Here is a 17,218-nt window from a genome sequence, read left to right on the forward strand (position 1 = left end):
GAAGAGTGTGTGGTTCTTTGAGCTGTTTCTATTGTAAGGCTTTCGCCTGCCATGCCTGTTCCACGGGAACATAAGGATATCCCAGATCACGTGCGACCGCTTCGTAGGTAATATGTCCGTTCAGGACATTGGTGCCGCTAAGCAGTGGCTTGCTTCTGCGAAGCGCCTCCTGCACACCCAAATCTGCGAGCTGGAGAGCAAAGGGGAGCGTCGCGTTCGTCAGAGCGAGCGTCGAGGTTTGCGGTACCGCGCCCGGCATGTTTGCTACCGCATAGTGAATGACGCCATGCTTCACATAGGTAGGCTGGTCGTGTGTCGTGATGTGGTCAATCGTCTCGACTATGCCGCCTTGGTCGATGGCGACATCCACAATCACAGAGCCGGGCTGCATCGTCTGTACCATCGCTTCCGTTACGAGCCGCGGGGCTTTGGCACCAGTGATCAGGACAGCACCGATCAGCAAATCACTTTGCGCCACGGCTTCAGCAATGTTGGACGGGGTGGACACCAGCGTATGGAGCTGATTGCCAAAAATATCGTCCAGTTGGCGCAGTCTTTGCAGGCTCAGGTCGATCAGTGTCACATCTGCCCCGAGACCGATGGCGACCTTGGCAGCATTGGTGCCGACCACCCCTCCGCCAATAATGGTCACTTTACCGCGTTTGACCCCCGGCACACCTGCCAGCAGGATGCCTTTGCCACCCTTTGGTTTTTCCAGCAGTTGTGCTCCAATTTGTACAGCCATTCGTCCGGCAACCTCACTCATCGGGGTAAGCAGCGGGAGGCTGCCTTCAACATCTAGCGTCTCATAGGAAATGGCGGCTACGCCGTTGTCTGTTAAAGCGCGGGCCAGTGCTGGCTCGGCAGCCAAATGCAGATAGGTGAATAAAATCAATCCTGGTCGAAAATACCCGTATTCAGAGAGGAGCGGCTCTTTTACCTTGATAATCAGATCCGCCTGGGACCACACGTCCGCAGCTTGCTGCACAAGAGTCGCACCCGCAGTGGCATAATCTCCATCCGTAAAGCCGCTTTCAACACCTGCATGGCTTTCCACAAATACGTGATGTCCGTGTTGAATCAATTGAGCTGCACCTGCTGGCGTTAGAGCGACACGATTTTCGTTGTTTTTAATCTCTTTCGGAATCCCAATTTTCATTTCATTCACCTCTCCTAAAAATAATTGTTAAGAAAATTACACTATCATTTTTGTGCAGTTTGCCGATTAGTTACATGGACTCAAGCCGATAAATGCAATTCATGTTAGATTAGGTACAGTTTACAAGGGGGGGAGCTCCTTGACATCATACATTTTGTCGGATTATCTGACTTAAAGGCTCGACTTTTTGATGAATATATGTCATATAAAATGACATAAAGACATATACATAAGGAGAATGCCGATGAACGGTAAAAAAACATTTACCATTGCGGATGTGCTGGAACGTCCCGTTTTCCGGCGGGCAAAACTGGCGGCGGGGGAACAGGGCGTAAATCGCCGTGTGGGTTGGGTACATGTACTAGAAATCACAAATGTTTCTCCGTTTGTGAGCCGTCATGACTTGATTTTGACGACCGGCCTGTGGCTCACACGGAAGGGGGAAGAGCGTGCCGAGTATATGGAGCAACTGATCCGCTCGGAAGCTGCGGGATTGTGCGTGGAGCTGGGCACGAGCATTCATGAAATCCCCTCTGAAATTCTGGAGTTGGCGGAACGACATCACTTCCCGGTCATCGTATTTGAGCAGCCAGTGCGTTTTGTTGAAATTACACAAGATATTCATTCCCTACTTATTAACCGACATCATGAACTCCTAAAAGATCTGGAGCGATTTTCACGTCAGCTTCAGCAGGAGACCCTGCGCAGCACTGATATGAACGCCCTCTTGCGTGTGCTTCATGACTATGCAGCCCGGCAGGTCATCTACATGTCTTCCATTGAAACCAATCGATTCGTACCTTCCGTCCAGCCGGATCTAGCGGACCGTATTGCAGATTTTTATGCCAATGAAGTGGAATCTAGTATGACCGCCGATCGGGAGGGGCATCTGCTGTTTCACCTGAATGAATCCACCGCCGTCTTGTTCCAGCCCGTTGTATGCTTCGGTCAGGTGTTTTCCGCAGTAGGTTTGGTGCTGCATAGTGAAATGCCAACGGAAGAAATGTCGCTGTTACTCGATTACACTGCCAAGGCAGCCGCTACATTGGTGCTGAGAACACAGTTTCTTGAAGACCGATTGCTGCGTAATCAAAATGAATTGATTCAGGATGTATTGAGCGGACAGCTTCCCAGTGAAGAACAGGCCCAGACCCGAATGGGCCTGCGATTGTTATCGAAGGGGCAGTATTTATTTTGGGCAGGGGTCATTGAGGTAGAACATCAGGACAAGGATGCCAGTCAGGTACGCAAGGAATCCATCAATCAGGATGTGCTGGTGCTGCTTCGTTCATTGTTGAAAAAAGAAACGTTGCACAATCTGCTGATGATGAAGGGGAGTCAATGCTACATCCTTTGTGCCAAGGAGGAATTAACACTGCGTTCCGCAGCGCAAATGAAAAAAGTGCTTGCCCATACTGTTCAATATATTCAGAATTATGCCGCAGGACAGCTTGATAAGGTGCGCATTCATGCAGGCTTTGGTAAAGTAAGGCATCGCATGACGGGGACGGATCGCAGTTTTGAAGAGGCATATGAGGTCATTGAAGTGGCACGAAGCGTCCCAGTCATGAAGGATCGGTTATTTTACGACAGCATCGGAATCTATCAGTTGTTGAAGGCGGTGCCCCGCATTCCTTTTCTACAAGAGTTCGTAGAGGACCATTTGGGCGGGCTGATTGCGCATGATCGTGAGCACCATATGCAGCTTCTGGATACACTGGATGCCTATTTTCAATCCCATGGCTCCAAGCGTGATACCGCCGGAATTTTGTACATTCACAGACAGACCCTTTATAATCGGCTGGATAAAATTAATGAAATCATAGAGGGAAATCTGGCAGACCCTGACAAACGTCGTTGCCTAGAGATGGCGCTACTGGCTTACCGAATGCTTCAGGCTGAAAATTGATCCTAAATAACTAGTTCTATTTTCCATTCTACTCATTTACAATGCGTGTTAACACTGAGATAATAGAAGAGATAACGGAAATATCTTGAAAGGGGATTAATATGAATATAAAAAAATGGATCGCCGTCCCTCTTATTCTGTTAATGGTAGCTTTGACAGGTTGCCAGGCAGTAGGTGGATTTGATGTAAGTAAAAACTTATTGGGAACACTTGATGTGAAATCCCAGCAGACAACGGAGAAAATCTCTCTTAAATTGACTCCAAAAGAAGGAATCTCGCAAGGAGATAAAGAAATCGTAGATTTGATTAATTCGATTTCTGTCACTGTGGATGAAGCCAAGGTACAATCGGAGGAACTTGCTTCTGCCAAAGGTACATTGCACATCGATAAGTATAATTTGCCGTTTGAACTTGCTTTAGACCGCCAAGGTTTGGCTATTCAACTGGAAGGTGCCAAAAAACCTTATTACATATCTTTGAACTCGCAAGAGAGTTTGAGCGGTCTGCCTGCTGGATTTGATCCATATGTATATTCCAAAGACGTGAGAGAACTGACGAAAACAGCCGCTGCACTTATGCTCAAGCATGCGCCTAACCCTTCTACCATTTCTGCAACGTCTGTAACCGAGGAAGTATACGGTGAAAAAGACAAAGTGAAACTGACCCATCTGCATGCTGAACTTCGTGGTGATGAGCTGGTAACATTAGTAAAACCGTTCCTGGCGAATCTGGCGAAGGACGAAGCAGGCTTGAAAGAGCTGATCGGGCAAGCCATTGATATGACTAAAACGATTGCTTCCGGCATGAATATTGAAGGTAGTGATAAAGTAACAACGGAACTGAGTGCTAACAAAGAAAAAATGGTCAATGAGGCTTATACCGAAGTTAAAAAGTATTTGGATCTGGCCGTTGATCAGTATGATGTAGGCGTTAGCACCATGTATGCACAGTCCCCTGAAATCAAAACGGTTCTGAGTGCTAACACGGTTCTGAAAAGCGACATGTATTTTGATGAAAAAGGAAATGTTCGCAAAGCAGCGACAGACTTGACAGTTGCTCTGCCAGATGTGGACGGTCTTCCGGTGAAGTCCTTCACAATTCTGACCGAAACTCAATCCTGGAACGTCAATGGTAGTGTGACGGCTGATAAAGTGGATATTTCTAACGGTGTTATTGACTTGAATAAACAAGCTGAATTAACTCCGGGAGCGACGCTGCGCAATTTTGAAGCGAATTCTCCGATCTACAACATTTTAAAAAATGATTTGGAAATTACAAAAGTAGAAACCATTTTCGATCCTAAAGACGATTACTACGTCTTGGAGAATCGTGGTGGCACTGCCTTTATTCCATTGCGTGAACTGACGAGCGAACTGAACTCCGAGTTAAAATGGGATGCAGCTGCTAAACAAACTACTGTAATTGATGATATTACAGGTAAGACGATTAAGCTGAAAAGTGGCTCCAAACAGGCTGTATTGGAAGGAAGCACATTGACGCTGCCACAAGCTCCATATACGGATGAATATGGCACATTGTATGTTCCTTTCAAATCAGTTGCCGAGGCGCTTGGCGCCACAGTAACTCGTAACAATGATGGGGAATATGTACTGAAACGCGACTAAAAAAGATATTCAAGGAACCGGCCCAATTAGGGCTGGTTCTTTTTTAGTTAAATTGGTAAAATGCTCAGTAAAGCGATTAAAATAAGCGCTTACAAATTTTAAAAGTGCCATACTTTTATACAGGGAAAATTGAGATAATTATAGTATCATTCCAGCATAGGAAAACACATACAATTAGGGGGATATACGATGAAAGATATGGAACTATTGAATTCCAGAGAGGGACAAATGGTGCTTGCCCGAATGTACGGTCAACAGCAAATCTCTGAGCAAACGACTCGATATGAATCACTTATACAGGCGTATCGGGAGCATTTTGGTGTAGGGGATATTGAACTGTTTAGTGCTCCGGGACGTTGCGAAATTGGTGGAAATCATACAGACCACAATCACGGGAAGGTGCTGGCAGGCAGTATAACACTCGATACCATCGCTGCAGCTTCTAAAGTGGAGGAGTCTGTAATTACATTCTTTTCTGAAGGCTATAAGACGAAGTACGTCATCGATTTAACCGACTTGTCGCCAAAACCGGAGGATGACAGTACGATGCTGCTGGTTCGTGGTATTGCCGCTGGTCTACTTGAATTCGGATACCGTATCGGGGGATTCCAAGCTTATATATCAAGTAATGTATTCTCTGCTTCAGGTTTAAGCTCTTCCGCTTCTTTTGAAATGTTGATATGCACGATATTAAATCATTTTTATAACGAGGGAGCGTTAGATGCAGTTGCTAAATCCAAAATTGGTCAGTATGCGGAAAATAGCTATTGGAACAAGCCGTCGGGGCTGCTTGATCAGATGGCTTGCGCGTATGGCGGCTTGATTTCCATTGACTTTGAAAATCCCAAGGAACCGATCATAAATCCTGTTCATTGGAATTTTGAACAAAACGGATATTCCCTCGTTATTGTAAATACAGGCGGAAATCATGCTGATTTAACGGACGATTACGCGGCGGTGCCCAACGAAATGTTTGCAGTGGCTCAATCTTTAGACGCTTCGGTTTGCCGTGACTTATTGCCAGAGGATCTATATGCCAACCTTAAAATGGTCAGGGAAAAAGCAGGAGACCGTGCAGTACTGCGGGCGTTGCATTTTTTTGAAGAAAATAGGCGTGTGGATGAACAGGTGAAATCACTGGAGGAGGGGCGCTTTACTGATTTCCTGAGGCTCATTACCGAATCTGGTAATTCCTCATGGAAATGGCTCCAAAACGTATATAGAAGTGGGGTTGCGCGGGAACAAGACGTATCGGTTGCACTGGCTTTAACGGAAATGTATTTAAAATCAATAGATAACAGCGCATGCAGGGTACATGGGGGTGGCTTCGCTGGTGTCATCTTGACGATTCTTCCGAATGATCATGTGGATGATTATAAGGAGTGGATCAGCGGAATGCTGGGAACTCCGGTACTTGTTGTCAACGTCCGTGAGGACGGTGCCGTTAATGTTAGTGATTTGATAAATGTTGAACGGACTCATTGAGAGTTTACAAACTAGTCAGTCAGTAGAAGACTTTAACCCATGGGTTAAAGTCTTTGTCCTTTTTATCGCCGATACAGCTTAGGTTTGCGTTATAATAAAGAGATGATAGTTTTAATGAAGGAGGGCCTGTCATGGCTATATACCCGTCCTGGTCCTATTCGCAATCGAGGGCTCAAACGTTCGATGAATGCTTACGCAAATACTATTATCATTATTACGGCTCGCATAATGGCTGGAATTCGGCACAGGGCACTGAAGAGCAAGTTACGTTGTATCGGCTCAAGCAACTGAGCAACTTATATATTTTATTCGGGAATATCACGCATCAAATGTGTGAATCAGTCATACGTGGATGGATGGAAAAAGGGGCTATCCCGCGTACAGCATACCTCGAGACAGCTATGAAGAACATGTTGAATGACAGCTACAAGGAATCGCTACACCGTGAGCTATGGCTACAAGATCCGAAAAATCGCGTCATGCTGGCGGAGGTTTATTACGACGACGAGGTGCTTTCGGAACGAATCGCCCTTATTAAGGAGCGACAGCACGCGGTAATACACAATTTATACCGTACTGCGGTTTGGCATGAACTGCAACAGGGAAAGGCCCGAATTGTAGAAGTGGAGAAGTGGGATACGATGCTCCTTCACGAGACGAAAGTGTATGTCAAAATGGATTTGCTCTACCGTAGAGACAATGGAGACTTGGTCATCGTGGATTGGAAAACAGGCAAGGAAGGCGATTTTTCCGACCAACTTTTTTTGTATGCTTCCTATGTGCAGGAGCACTATCAGCTTCCTTTGGAGAAGATCGAGGTACGTGTGGAGTATCTGATGACAGGAGAGCATGAGGTATATCGTCCCGCGCAAGAGGATATCGACAAAGTGGTTGGTAATGTCGGACGATACATCGATGAAATGAAGTCCTGTCTCGATGACGATTACTATAACCGCCCCAAGCCCGAGTCTTTCTTCACTCCGATGCCTTCACGCAGAGCGTGCGGAGGCTGTAATTTTCGTGAGGTATGTAAGTACCGAGCGGTGTGAAATGACTTGATCGCCTTTGCCCCCGGATTCCTACCCTAATTAAAGCTAGTGAATCCGGCCATATGGCAAATCTATAATTCTTCTATGTTTTGAAACCGCTTTATAATTTAGAAGCTGCGAGGTATGATAAGGGTATTATTGGAAAATGCGAAGGAGGAAGTTAGGAAGATGACGAGTATAGAACACGCACGTATTCTTTTTCAGGGAGATTCTATAACAGACGGAGGAAGGGGACGAAATGAGGATGCGAACCATTGGCTGGGTCAGAGCTATGTGTATCTGATCGCAGGTGCGTTGGGGAGCCGTTTGACTACCACGCAGCCAGAGTTTGTGAACCGGGGAATTTCGGGGGATCGAGTTTCGGATTTGTATGCACGTTGGAACGAGGACACGTTTAGCCTGAAGCCGGACCTGCTCAGTATTCTAATCGGAGTGAACGACGCCTGGCGGATCGTGGAGCAGGAGCCGTCCGGGGTGACGGACCGATTTGAACGAGCCTATCGCCACCTTCTGGAAGAAACGCGTGAAGTGATGCCTGATCTGGGACTCGTGCTGTGCGAGCCGTTTATTTTGAAAACGGGAGCTACCGAGGCGCGATGGGACATTTGGCAAGAAAAAATAACGGGATACCAGCGTATTGTACGTCAGCTTGCGGACGAATTTGGGGCCGTATTTGTGCCGCTCCAGAGCATGTTGAACGAAGCCGCTATCCAGGCGGACGCCTCCTATTGGCTGCATGACGGGGTTCATCCGACAGCGGTTGGGCATCAATTGATAGCTGATCAATGGATAGATATTGTGCAAAAGAGTCCGCTGGCGATTCGCTAACAGGGGCATACATAGTCTACTCCTTGTCATTTTTGGGTAATACACGATTATGGACATCATTACTTATGTTATGGTTCCATCCAAAAATGAATGTCAAAGGGGGGGCTTCTTGCTTCGTCATGAACGGAGCAAGAGAGGGCTATGGAAACGATAAATATCATTCTGGTTATATTGCTTATCGCATTAACTGCTTTTTTTGTGGCCTCGGAGTATTCCATTATTCGTGTGCGAGTATCTCGCATCAATCAATTGGCCTCTGAAGGCAACAAAAATGCGAAAGCCGTTAAAAACATTCTGTCTCGGCTGGACGAGTATTTATCTGCTTGTCAGCTCGGAACCACATTAACCTCAATGGCGCTAGGCTGGCTAGGGGAATCTACTGTTGAACATCTGCTACATCCCCTGTTTGTGTTGGCTCATATTCCAGCAGGCCTGACGGGAGTGCTCTCCTTTTTGCTGGCTTTTCTAATCTTGACCTATTTCGAGGTGGTCATTGGGGAGTTGGTACCGAAAACATTGGCCATACAGATTGCTGAACCAATGGCATTGTTTTTTGCCCGTCCGATCACGATATTCTATAAAATGACCTATCCCCTGAATTGGGTGCTCAGTCGTTCATCGCGTGTCATTACGGGTCTCTTCGGGCTCAAAAGGGTATCTGAAGAAGATGCGGCACTCAGTGAAGCCGAGCTTCGTTTGGCGTTATCTGAAGGCTTTCGTAGTGGTGAAATTACACCGACAGAATATCGATATCTGAACAATGTATTTGATTTTGACGACCGTGCGGCGCAGGAAATTATGGTACCGCGCATCCACATCCGTTCCATCTCCCACCAGGCAACAGTGGCCGAGTTTATGGAGCTGATCGAGGACAAAGTTTATAATTTTCTACCTGTAGCTGAACATGGCGACCGGGATCGTATTATCGGGATGATTCGCGTCAAGGAAGCCCTGCATGATTTGGCACGTGGGCACAGCACAGGGAATACGACGATGGCTTCTTATATTCACCCGGTGCTTCAGGTTATCGAGACGGTTCAGGCTCGGGATCTGCTGATTCAGATGCAAAAACGACGCATTCCAGTAGCGGTGCTGGTGGACGAATATGGTGGAACATCTGGACTTGTCACACTGGAGGACATTATGGAGGAGATTGTTGGAGACATTCCTTCCTATACCGACACCGAAACCCCCGCAGCGTTAACTCCACTCATTACAAAAACAGATGATCATCGTTACATACTCAAATCACAGGCGCTCATTCATGAGGTCAATCGACGCTTGGAGACGGATATTGAGGCCGGGGACGTATATACAATTGGGGGATGGATGCTTTCAGAGCGTTTTGATATCCAGCAAGGAGAGAAGCTGACCATCGGTTTATGGGAGTTTACCGTACTGGAAAAAAGCAGTCACCAAATAGACACAATTGAAGCGATTAAGAAAGCAGTCGTTGAACGGAAAAATGACAATGATTCTTAATAATGGAAAATGACTTTGTCGAGTAACAGCTCGCTTAAAATGTGACGAATGGCCTGTAAAGCTTGTAGCAGCGCGATTCGTCCATTTTAAGATGCAAGCTGCTGCCTGGTAACATATTGTTTTTGGTAATTAGCGTAGGGGACTTAAGACTCTGTATCTTTATGCTCATGAATATATCTGTCTATGAAAAATACTACTAGAAATGTAGCAATTTTATGGTAAAATGGAATCAAATTTGAGTTTTTTGGGGTGGGCTACAGTACATGAAGATGTCACTAGGTACGAAAATGGTTACTGCATTTGTCTCAATTTCTGCAATAACCTATGGAACAAGCGCTTTTTTTATTTTTGTACTCAAGGACTGGCTTGCTCAAGGTACACAAGAATGGGTGTACACTTCGATCATTCTGTTATTGGGTGTTCTGTGGAGTGGCATTTTGGGCTGGTTGATCTCAAAATTACTCACACGGCCAATTGTTAGGTTGGCAAAGGCGGCAGAGGAAGCTTCGGCGGGGAACCTGTCTGTTGTGATTCCTGAACGTCGTTCGGAGGATGAAATTAAAGTTCTGTATGATGCATTTCGGCATATGATGCTGAACATTAAAGATATGTTCAATGAGATCTCGTACAGCACCAAAACAACTTCGCAAAGTGCGGAAAATCTGAGCTTGGCTATTGTGCAGGCTACCACACAAATTGAGTCCATGTCTTCGGTGGTAGAAGATATTTTGAATGGCGTGGAGCAGCAAAAGCAAGCATCTGCCCAATCTATTAAAACAGCAGACCGAATGCTGGGCGATTTTAAAATGATGCGTAGCAAATCGGGGCATATGCTGGAACTGTCAGGCCATATGGAGCATTCAGTAGATTCGACGCAGACCGTATTTTCATCCCTGATGGATGGAATGGGAGAGCTGACAGCATCACATGGTCGTTCGCAGCAGGTAATTGCCCGACTGGAAAAAGAAGCTTCCCAAATTGAAGCGATTACAAGCACCGTGAAGGATATTGCGGAACAGACCCATTTGCTGGCGTTAAATGCTTCCATAGAAGCGGCGCGTGCGGGAGAAGAAGGGAACGGGTTTGCTGTAGTGGCTCACCAAATTCGCGCACTTGCTGCCCAAAGTACGGAGTCTGTGCAGCAAATAAATGCCATCGTTAGCCGTGTCCAGTCACAAATCGTAGAGACAGTGCAGTTGATGCATCAGCAGACGTCATTGGTCAGTGCTGAGGCGGAACGGACAAGCTCTGTGGATCAGACGCTGAACCGTTTGAACGCTATTGTACGTGAATTTGTCGAGAGCATCCGTTTAATGGAAGAAGCCGTGACGGAGCAGACGAACCGGGTAGATCAAACCTTTGAGCAGATCCATCGTATTCAGCAAATGTCAGGGGCCTTCTCTGAAGGAGCTCACAAAATTTATACAGCTGCTCATGAGGAGACAGCAATTATGCAGGAAATTTCGTCTTCTTCCGAGGATTTGAAAGTGCTTACGAATAAACTCATGATGAAAACACGGGGAATGCAACTATAACAGAAGCCGTCATGTGAGGCATGATATATACAAACAAAATATAGCCGCTACACACCGGAAAACGAAGCAAAATGGTTCCCCGGTGTGTAGTGGCTATTTTTTAATTTCAAAAAACTCACATTGTTTTCTGGGGTGGTAAGCCAGATCACTGACGCTGGATTGCACGACGATGGTTTGATCGTCGAAACGGATTATGATTCCGCCAGAGCCAATCAATTGGTCATCCTGAAATACTCGGACACGAAGATGACGTTCCAGTGCCTCATTGAAATCCTGATCTGTAATTAATCGGCGATTAATGGCCATGAGGGTTCTCCTTTAAATATAATATCTTTTATCATAAAGGTAAGGTATTGAACAAGCAAGAAACACGGCTAGAACATAATCGGCTATTGGGTATAAAATAGAATGCAACGAAGAGAGAAAGAGATCAAAGGGGGCTAGCTATGGATAGGTCGTGGTCAGGGCCTTGGTTTGATGCCAATGCGCCAGAAGGGTTCGAGGCTTTTACTCCGTCACATGGGTTGGCTATATTGGGACTCATTGTATGCGCTTTGATGCTGTGGCTGACTCGGGGATGGATTCGATCGAACAAGCCTGTAAGCGAGGGAATTCGCTGGTTGTTAATTACAGTCCTCATTCTGTCAGAGGTGACTCTGAATATTTGGTATGTGATGCAGCATATTTGGGATGTCCAGACCTCATTGCCATTAGAACTGTGCAGTGTGACACTGCTGCTGTCTATCCTGATGCTTATTTTTCGAAGCCGCTGGTTATATCCGATCATCCTTTTTGCCGGAATTGGAGGGGCGCTCCAAGCCGTACTTACGCCTAATTTGGCATATGCATTTCCGCATTATCGTTTTATCCATTTTTTCGTAGCTCATAGTGCTATTATTTTGGCAGCCTTGTATATGACCTGGATAGAAGGACTCAAACCGACATGGAAGAGTGTGGGGGGAGTTATGCTTTTTCTGAATGGCTTGGCGCTGATGGTGTGGATCGTAGACGATGCTCTCGGTGCTAACTACATGTTTCTAGCTGGAAAGCCGTCGACACCGTCGATATTGGATGTTTTGGGGCCATATCCTCTGTACATTCTGGCAGAAGAAGCCATTGCACTGCTGTTCTTTTCGCTTCTGATGCTGTTGTTCGAGGTGCTTCCGGGAGGGAGGCTGTATGTCCGCTCGCGTAAAGGAGCTGTGCATAGTGCTGACAGGTCGACATAAAGTCGTTGTAAAGCCATACAAAAGCAGCCTATTCCACAAGTATATGACTAGGGATAAGGCTGCTAAGAATGCCAAAACAGTAGTATGGGTATAACGTTCCCCATTCTAATACTTAACGCAGTAGTGATTCTGCTCCGTCTACATAAATTTCCGTACCCGATACATGAGATGACTCGTCTGAGGCGAGAAACAGGACCAGATTGGCAACCTGCTCTGGCTCACCAGGGGCATCCTCTAGCGGATGCTCTCCGCCCTTCGGAAATTCGACTGGAATTTGTACCTTCTTCAAGTCTTCCGAAGGGTACGTGTTATCGTCAATTTCCGTGTCGATAGCTCCCGGGCATATCGCGTTGACCCGAATTTTGTAACGTGCCAGCTCCAGCGCTGCCATTTTCATAAAAGCAACCTGAGCTGCCTTGGTGGAGGCGTAGGCTGAGAATCCAATACCCGAAAAGGTTCGATTACCGTTGATGGAGCTGGTAATGATAATGCTGCCACCGCGTTCTTTCAGGTAAGGGACGGCATATTTAACGGTAGCAAAGGTGCCGCGAAGATTAATGTTCATCGTGCGGTCCCATTCCTCCAGCTCCAGTGTCTCAATAGGGGCCATGGTGCCGTTAATGCCTGCGTTGGCGAATACTATGTCAAGCTTTCCGTACGTTTCCACGACTTTAGCGAACCCCTGCTGAATCATGTCCGGCTTGGAAATATCACATTCCAGTACAAGTGCCTCGCCGCCAGCCTGCTCAATGATTGCTTTGGTCTCCTCTGCATGCTTGGGTGTCCGATCCAGCATGACCACCTTGGCGCCTTGTTCTGCAAAACGGATCGCGGTTGCCTTGCCGATCCCTGAACCTCCACCACTGACCACTGCTATCTTCCCTTGCAATCTCTGCTCTGCCATTGACTATTCCTCCCATTCCGTTCATAAACTAAACCTGACTCGTTATTCCATACCTCTGTACGTTGATGGTGAAACAGTCACACTGGATTTCATCCCATTTGCGAAATATGGTAACATAGGCGAACCAGCAGGAACTTATAGCAAAAACATATAGCAGGAACAAGTATGGAGAAGACCGAGTGACGGAGGTGGATCGAATTGAGCTATAACGCAAATGACCGACCCGAATCGACAGACGCTATAGCACTGACCGGAAAAATGAAACCGTGGGCACTGAACGGCCCCAGTATTCAAATCGATCCGTTGTTTCCCTATTACGCCAACCGTTCGCGGGACAGTATAGCAGATGAGATCGCCCTTGCGGGCTACCAGACCGTTCATTATTTTGTCGTGCGTGAAAATGAAGTGGATGGAGCGCTTGTTGCTGCTTTTCAACGCAGAGGCATAGCGGTGTGGGCGATGGTGCTAGGCAACGGTTCTTTTGGCGTGTCCCAGCTGCCGCCGGAGTGGAGAGAATGGCGCATGGAGCTGCTGCGCGAACCGAACGACGGATTTCAGCGGCTTTCGCATTTTGCTCAGGAGTATGTGGAATGGAAAAAGAAAGCCGCTGCCCGGCTCGTCACCGACATTCCGTTCGACGGGTTCGAGGTGGCGGAGCCTTATTTCCCCGAATGGAACGGGCTGCGCAGTGGAGTGTACGGGGATGTTGGGCCGCATGCACAGCGTGCCTTTCGCGAGCGCAGCGGCGAGGACATTCCGGATTTCCGCGACAAGCATGCGCGGAATTATTACCGGAAGGTTCCGAAGCTGTACGCGCAGTGGGTTGATCTGCGTGTGGACGCCGTGAACGGCCTGATCAGCGAGCTGGTGAACGGCGCGGGCGGTGTGCGTGATGTCCGGCCGGACATCTGCGTGGCGACATGGTCGCTTGCTGTGAGCGGACGCGGCGATGTCCCAGGCCAGCTGCGGGAATGGCAGGGTCTGGACGCGGTAGCTATGATCGGGTGCGTCGCCCCGGATATGCACGTACTCCAGACCCATTGGCCGGACTGGATGCGCCGCCGTCTACCGCCACAGTATACCCGGGGCTATGCTCGCATCGCGCAGTCGATACGGGCCGCTTATCCGGGCCTGCCCCTCGGGGTGCAGGCGGATATTGGCTCCCTCGCGCGTATGGTTCGGGACCGTGAGTGGACGCAGCAGTTTGGGGCTACCGCCCTCGAGGGCGGCTACAACGCCTGGACCGCTTATGAATACCATTTGGGTGGTTACATGTACGATGAGCCGCCCAAACCGCTTAAGGCGGAACGTTCAGCCGAAGATGAGGTGGTTATTTCTTTCAGCAAGCGGATTGCCACACCGTCTGTAGATGAGCTGCGTATTTGGAGCCGGGAGGACAGAGCAGGTACAACACGCGACCTGAGCCGCCACCTAAGGAACGATTCACTAACGTTGCTCGAGCTTGTGGGTGCCGTAGCAGACGGAAACCGTCTATTGCTGCGTATACGCAATTTACCAGCAGAGGCGTTCAGCTTGCGCCTTTATGGTGTGCAGGATACACCGGAGCTATGGCTGCTCAAGGGGAGGAAGCTACATCGCAATCTGCCAGAGGATGAAGTGAGGGTTCCTTAAAATTTGGGTAATAACAAAATAACAGCTGTATAAACGGCTCATTTGCCGTAGCATTTTCGAATTGTATATTTTTGAGGAGCAGCATCTTTTCAAAACATAAACGATAGTGGAGTGAAAAAAGTATGTGGGATTGGGATTACCTGATTCGGGTCATGTTTGCCGGACTATGCGGCGCCTTAATTGGCTATGAGCGCAAAAGTCGCATGAAAGAAGCGGGCATTCGCACCCATTTCATTGTCGGTATTGGCGCAGCGCTCATGATGGTGGTATCCAAATATGGTTTTCAGGATCAAACCGTCTGGTCGAACCTGTCGCTGGACCCTTCCAGAATAGCAGCACAGGTTATAAGTGGAGTCGGCTTTATCGGCGCAGGGATGATTTTTACACAAAAAAATAGAATTAAAGGACTGACCACTGCCGCAGGCATCTGGACTACCGCCGGAATCGGTATTGCCGTAGGTGCAGGGATGTATGGGCTTGGTGCAGGTGTAACGCTGTTTATTTTAGCGGCTCAGTCCTTGCTCCATAGTCGTTTTTATCAGATGGCTACCCCGTCTACGCGACAAGTAGTTGTTCAGGTCGACAATGAGCCGGGCGTACTGAATCGGATCAAAGAACTGCTGGAGCACAAGAAGCTGACGATTCACAGCTTTCACGCCGAGCGCATCAATAACGGTGAGCAGTTGGTTATTCATATGCTTGTAAAGCTGTCCCGGTCAGAGGGAGTGGAGGAACTGCTGTCACTGCTGCAAGAGATGGAAGGTATTCGTTCAGTCGAGACTAAGTCCAATTAGACGAATTTACTGCTTATTTAGTAGCTTTTTTGTCGAACGCTGGCGGCTTTTATAACGGAAAAAACTTTAAAAATAATGATTGAAAACGCTTCCTTTTGTGTATATACTCTTACTACATCACAGAGACAGCAGCTTAGAAAGCATCAGGGGATAAGCAAAAACGACCTCATGCGTATGCACAAGGTCGTTGCTGTTATCCCGTTTTGAAAGACTGATTTGATGTCTTACTTTACTTTGACTGGAGCTGGATATTTTTTACCCAGCGTATCCACAGTGACTTTTTTCATCGTAGCCGGTTTGATCGGTTTGTCATTGCTATCTCGTTTGGAATTGACGATAGCATCGACCACATCCAACCCGGACGTTACTTTACCGAAAGCGGCATATTGACCGTCGAGGTAGTCCGCATCGGCAACCATGATGAAAAATTGCGATCCGGCCGAATCCAGATCCGCTGAGCGGGCCATGGATAATACGCCACGTGTATGTTTGAGTGTATTGTTAACACCATTGCTCTTGAATTCGCCTTTGATACTGTAGCCGGGGCCACCTGTACCGTTACCTTGCGGATCACCACCCTGAATCATAAAGCCTGGGATGACACGGTGGAAAATGGTACCGTTATAGGCTCCCTTTTGCACCAAAGAAATGAAGTTGTTAACCGTGTTCGGTGCTACTTCCGGATACAGCTCAAGCTTAATTTTCTTGCCATCATTCATGACAATCGTGACAATCGGATGGGAAACAGCCTTGCTTTTGTCTTTAGTCGCAGCAGGAGTTGTAGTGCTTGTCCGGCTGGCAGCTTCCACATCGGCCGCTTTTGTGCCGCATCCAGCAACCAGCACGAGCATGATGGCCAGCAGGCACAGCGTGTACCATGGGCGTATCGTTTTTCGGTTCATTGATATTCCTCCTGAAAGGTTGGATGGTGTAACATCCTAAATTATAGTTTGGGGGCAGCGCAGAACACTTTTCCATTTTCTATCATACCTTTTTTGCTGGGGATAAGGAAATACGGGTTTGAAAGCCGTATTCTTGACCCATACTGCTGCTATTCCCAAGGAAAGGGGCAGGATCATGATGGAGGTAGACAAAAAGCTGGCGAAAGGTCTCATATGGGGTATGGCGTTCAGTCTGCCGGTTTGGGTAGGGGTGCTGTACTCAGTACAACATATTCGTGACTGGCTATAACATAAAGCGTAAAGATAGGCCAAAACCGTTGTGGTTTTGGCTTATTTATATTTGTGCCAGTCCAAATTGCTGTTATTCAGTAGATGCTCGAAGTTGTTATCCAGCTTCTTCTGTTCAGCTTTTTTTGCTTCGACGGCACGCTGCCGTTCGTCTTCTTTACGCTTGTCCTGTTCTGCTTGGGCTTCATTGGCTTGAGCCTTAAGCTTATTCAGCACATCCTGACTCAACAGATCTTTTAATGTAGCAGGTTTGTCCTGAGCCGCAGGAGCAGGGGAAGACGAATTTCTCTTCTTAGCCATGTCATCATCTCCATTCCATTCGATTATATCAGCTTCTGCACGGTTGTTCCACGATTGAAGGATGAGCGGGGCGGTAGACTTTTCTAATTTAGAGGGT

General features: G+C 47.4%; 15 protein-coding genes. 10 read left to right on the top strand and 5 right to left on the bottom strand.

Going from position 1 to position 17,218, the window contains the following annotated elements; translation table 11 throughout:
* Positions 1 to 28: 28 nt before the first annotated feature.
* Positions 29 to 1,159, bottom strand: a complete 1,131-nt coding sequence (ald, locus tag NSQ58_RS19205) for an alanine dehydrogenase (RefSeq protein ID WP_279832040.1) — start codon at positions 1,157 to 1,159, stop codon at positions 29 to 31.
* A 244-nt stretch (positions 1,160 to 1,403) separates the two neighbouring features.
* On the opposite strand from ald, the gene NSQ58_RS19210 reads away from it, so the two are divergent.
* From NSQ58_RS19210 to NSQ58_RS19240, 7 genes are all read left to right on the top strand, one after another.
* Entirely contained in the window at positions 1,404 to 3,068 is a 1,665-nt protein-coding gene (locus tag NSQ58_RS19210) for a PucR family transcriptional regulator (RefSeq protein ID WP_028543198.1), read from the top strand.
* A 101-nt stretch (positions 3,069 to 3,169) separates the two neighbouring features.
* Positions 3,170 to 4,693 carry a copper amine oxidase N-terminal domain-containing protein gene (locus NSQ58_RS19215; protein WP_340958566.1) on the top strand — a complete coding sequence of 508 codons (1,524 nt, stop codon included), beginning with the start codon at positions 3,170 to 3,172 and terminating at the stop codon, positions 4,691 to 4,693.
* A 189-nt stretch (positions 4,694 to 4,882) separates the two neighbouring features.
* Positions 4,883 to 6,178 carry a galactokinase gene (locus NSQ58_RS19220; protein ID WP_028543197.1) on the top strand — a complete coding sequence of 432 codons (1,296 nt, stop codon included), beginning with the start codon at positions 4,883 to 4,885 and terminating at the stop codon, positions 6,176 to 6,178.
* 131 nt (positions 6,179 to 6,309) lie between these two features.
* On the top strand, positions 6,310 to 7,227 hold the full coding sequence (locus NSQ58_RS19225) for a PD-(D/E)XK nuclease family protein (protein ID WP_341058041.1): 918 nt from the start codon (positions 6,310 to 6,312) through the stop codon (positions 7,225 to 7,227).
* Positions 7,228 to 7,395: 168 nt separating this feature from the next.
* Positions 7,396 to 8,055, top strand: coding sequence for an SGNH/GDSL hydrolase family protein (locus NSQ58_RS19230; RefSeq protein ID WP_179085432.1), 660 nt, complete (start codon positions 7,396 to 7,398; stop codon positions 8,053 to 8,055).
* Positions 8,056 to 8,196: 141 nt separating this feature from the next.
* Entirely contained in the window at positions 8,197 to 9,537 is a 1,341-nt protein-coding gene (locus NSQ58_RS19235) for a hemolysin family protein (RefSeq protein WP_316243386.1), read from the top strand.
* A 263-nt stretch (positions 9,538 to 9,800) separates the two neighbouring features.
* Positions 9,801 to 11,072: a methyl-accepting chemotaxis protein gene (locus NSQ58_RS19240; protein WP_076264445.1), complete on the top strand. Its 1,272-nt coding sequence runs from the start codon at positions 9,801 to 9,803 to the stop codon at positions 11,070 to 11,072.
* A gap of 93 nt (positions 11,073 to 11,165) precedes the next feature.
* Here the strand turns inward: NSQ58_RS19240 and NSQ58_RS19245 are convergent, their stop codons facing one another.
* Complete coding sequence (locus tag NSQ58_RS19245) at positions 11,166 to 11,378, bottom strand: hypothetical protein (RefSeq protein WP_013309048.1); 213 nt, start codon at positions 11,376 to 11,378, stop codon at positions 11,166 to 11,168.
* 140 nt (positions 11,379 to 11,518) lie between these two features.
* On the opposite strand from NSQ58_RS19245, the gene NSQ58_RS19250 reads away from it, so the two are divergent.
* The gene (locus tag NSQ58_RS19250) at positions 11,519 to 12,301 is read left to right on the top strand and encodes a YwaF family protein (RefSeq protein WP_075153842.1); all 783 of its coding nucleotides are present in this window, start codon (positions 11,519 to 11,521) and stop codon (positions 12,299 to 12,301) included.
* A 112-nt stretch (positions 12,302 to 12,413) separates the two neighbouring features.
* Here NSQ58_RS19250 and NSQ58_RS19255 read toward each other — a convergent pair whose 3' ends face one another.
* Positions 12,414 to 13,205, bottom strand: coding sequence for an SDR family oxidoreductase (locus NSQ58_RS19255; RefSeq protein ID WP_023987312.1), 792 nt, complete (start codon positions 13,203 to 13,205; stop codon positions 12,414 to 12,416).
* Positions 13,206 to 13,463: 258 nt separating this feature from the next.
* Between NSQ58_RS19255 and NSQ58_RS19260 the strand changes: the two genes are divergently transcribed.
* Both NSQ58_RS19260 and NSQ58_RS19265 read left to right on the top strand, forming a co-directional pair.
* Positions 13,464 to 14,837: an N-acyl-D-glucosamine 2-epimerase gene (locus NSQ58_RS19260; RefSeq protein ID WP_341058548.1), complete on the top strand. Its 1,374-nt coding sequence runs from the start codon at positions 13,464 to 13,466 to the stop codon at positions 14,835 to 14,837.
* 122 nt (positions 14,838 to 14,959) lie between these two features.
* Positions 14,960 to 15,631, top strand: coding sequence for an MgtC/SapB family protein (locus NSQ58_RS19265; protein ID WP_023987314.1), 672 nt, complete (start codon positions 14,960 to 14,962; stop codon positions 15,629 to 15,631).
* Between the two features lie 224 nt (positions 15,632 to 15,855).
* Here NSQ58_RS19265 and NSQ58_RS19270 read toward each other — a convergent pair whose 3' ends face one another.
* Complete coding sequence (locus NSQ58_RS19270; RefSeq protein ID WP_023987315.1) at positions 15,856 to 16,533, bottom strand: peptidylprolyl isomerase; 678 nt, start codon at positions 16,531 to 16,533, stop codon at positions 15,856 to 15,858.
* 330 nt (positions 16,534 to 16,863) lie between these two features.
* Positions 16,864 to 17,121 carry a YqkE family protein gene (locus NSQ58_RS19275; RefSeq protein ID WP_023987317.1) on the bottom strand — a complete coding sequence of 86 codons (258 nt, stop codon included), beginning with the start codon at positions 17,119 to 17,121 and terminating at the stop codon, positions 16,864 to 16,866.
* Positions 17,122 to 17,218 lie beyond the last annotated feature (97 nt).

It is taken from the genome of Paenibacillus sp. FSL M7-0134 (assembly GCF_038007865.1).
Classification (GTDB): domain Bacteria; phylum Bacillota; class Bacilli; order Paenibacillales; family Paenibacillaceae; genus Paenibacillus; species Paenibacillus polymyxa_B.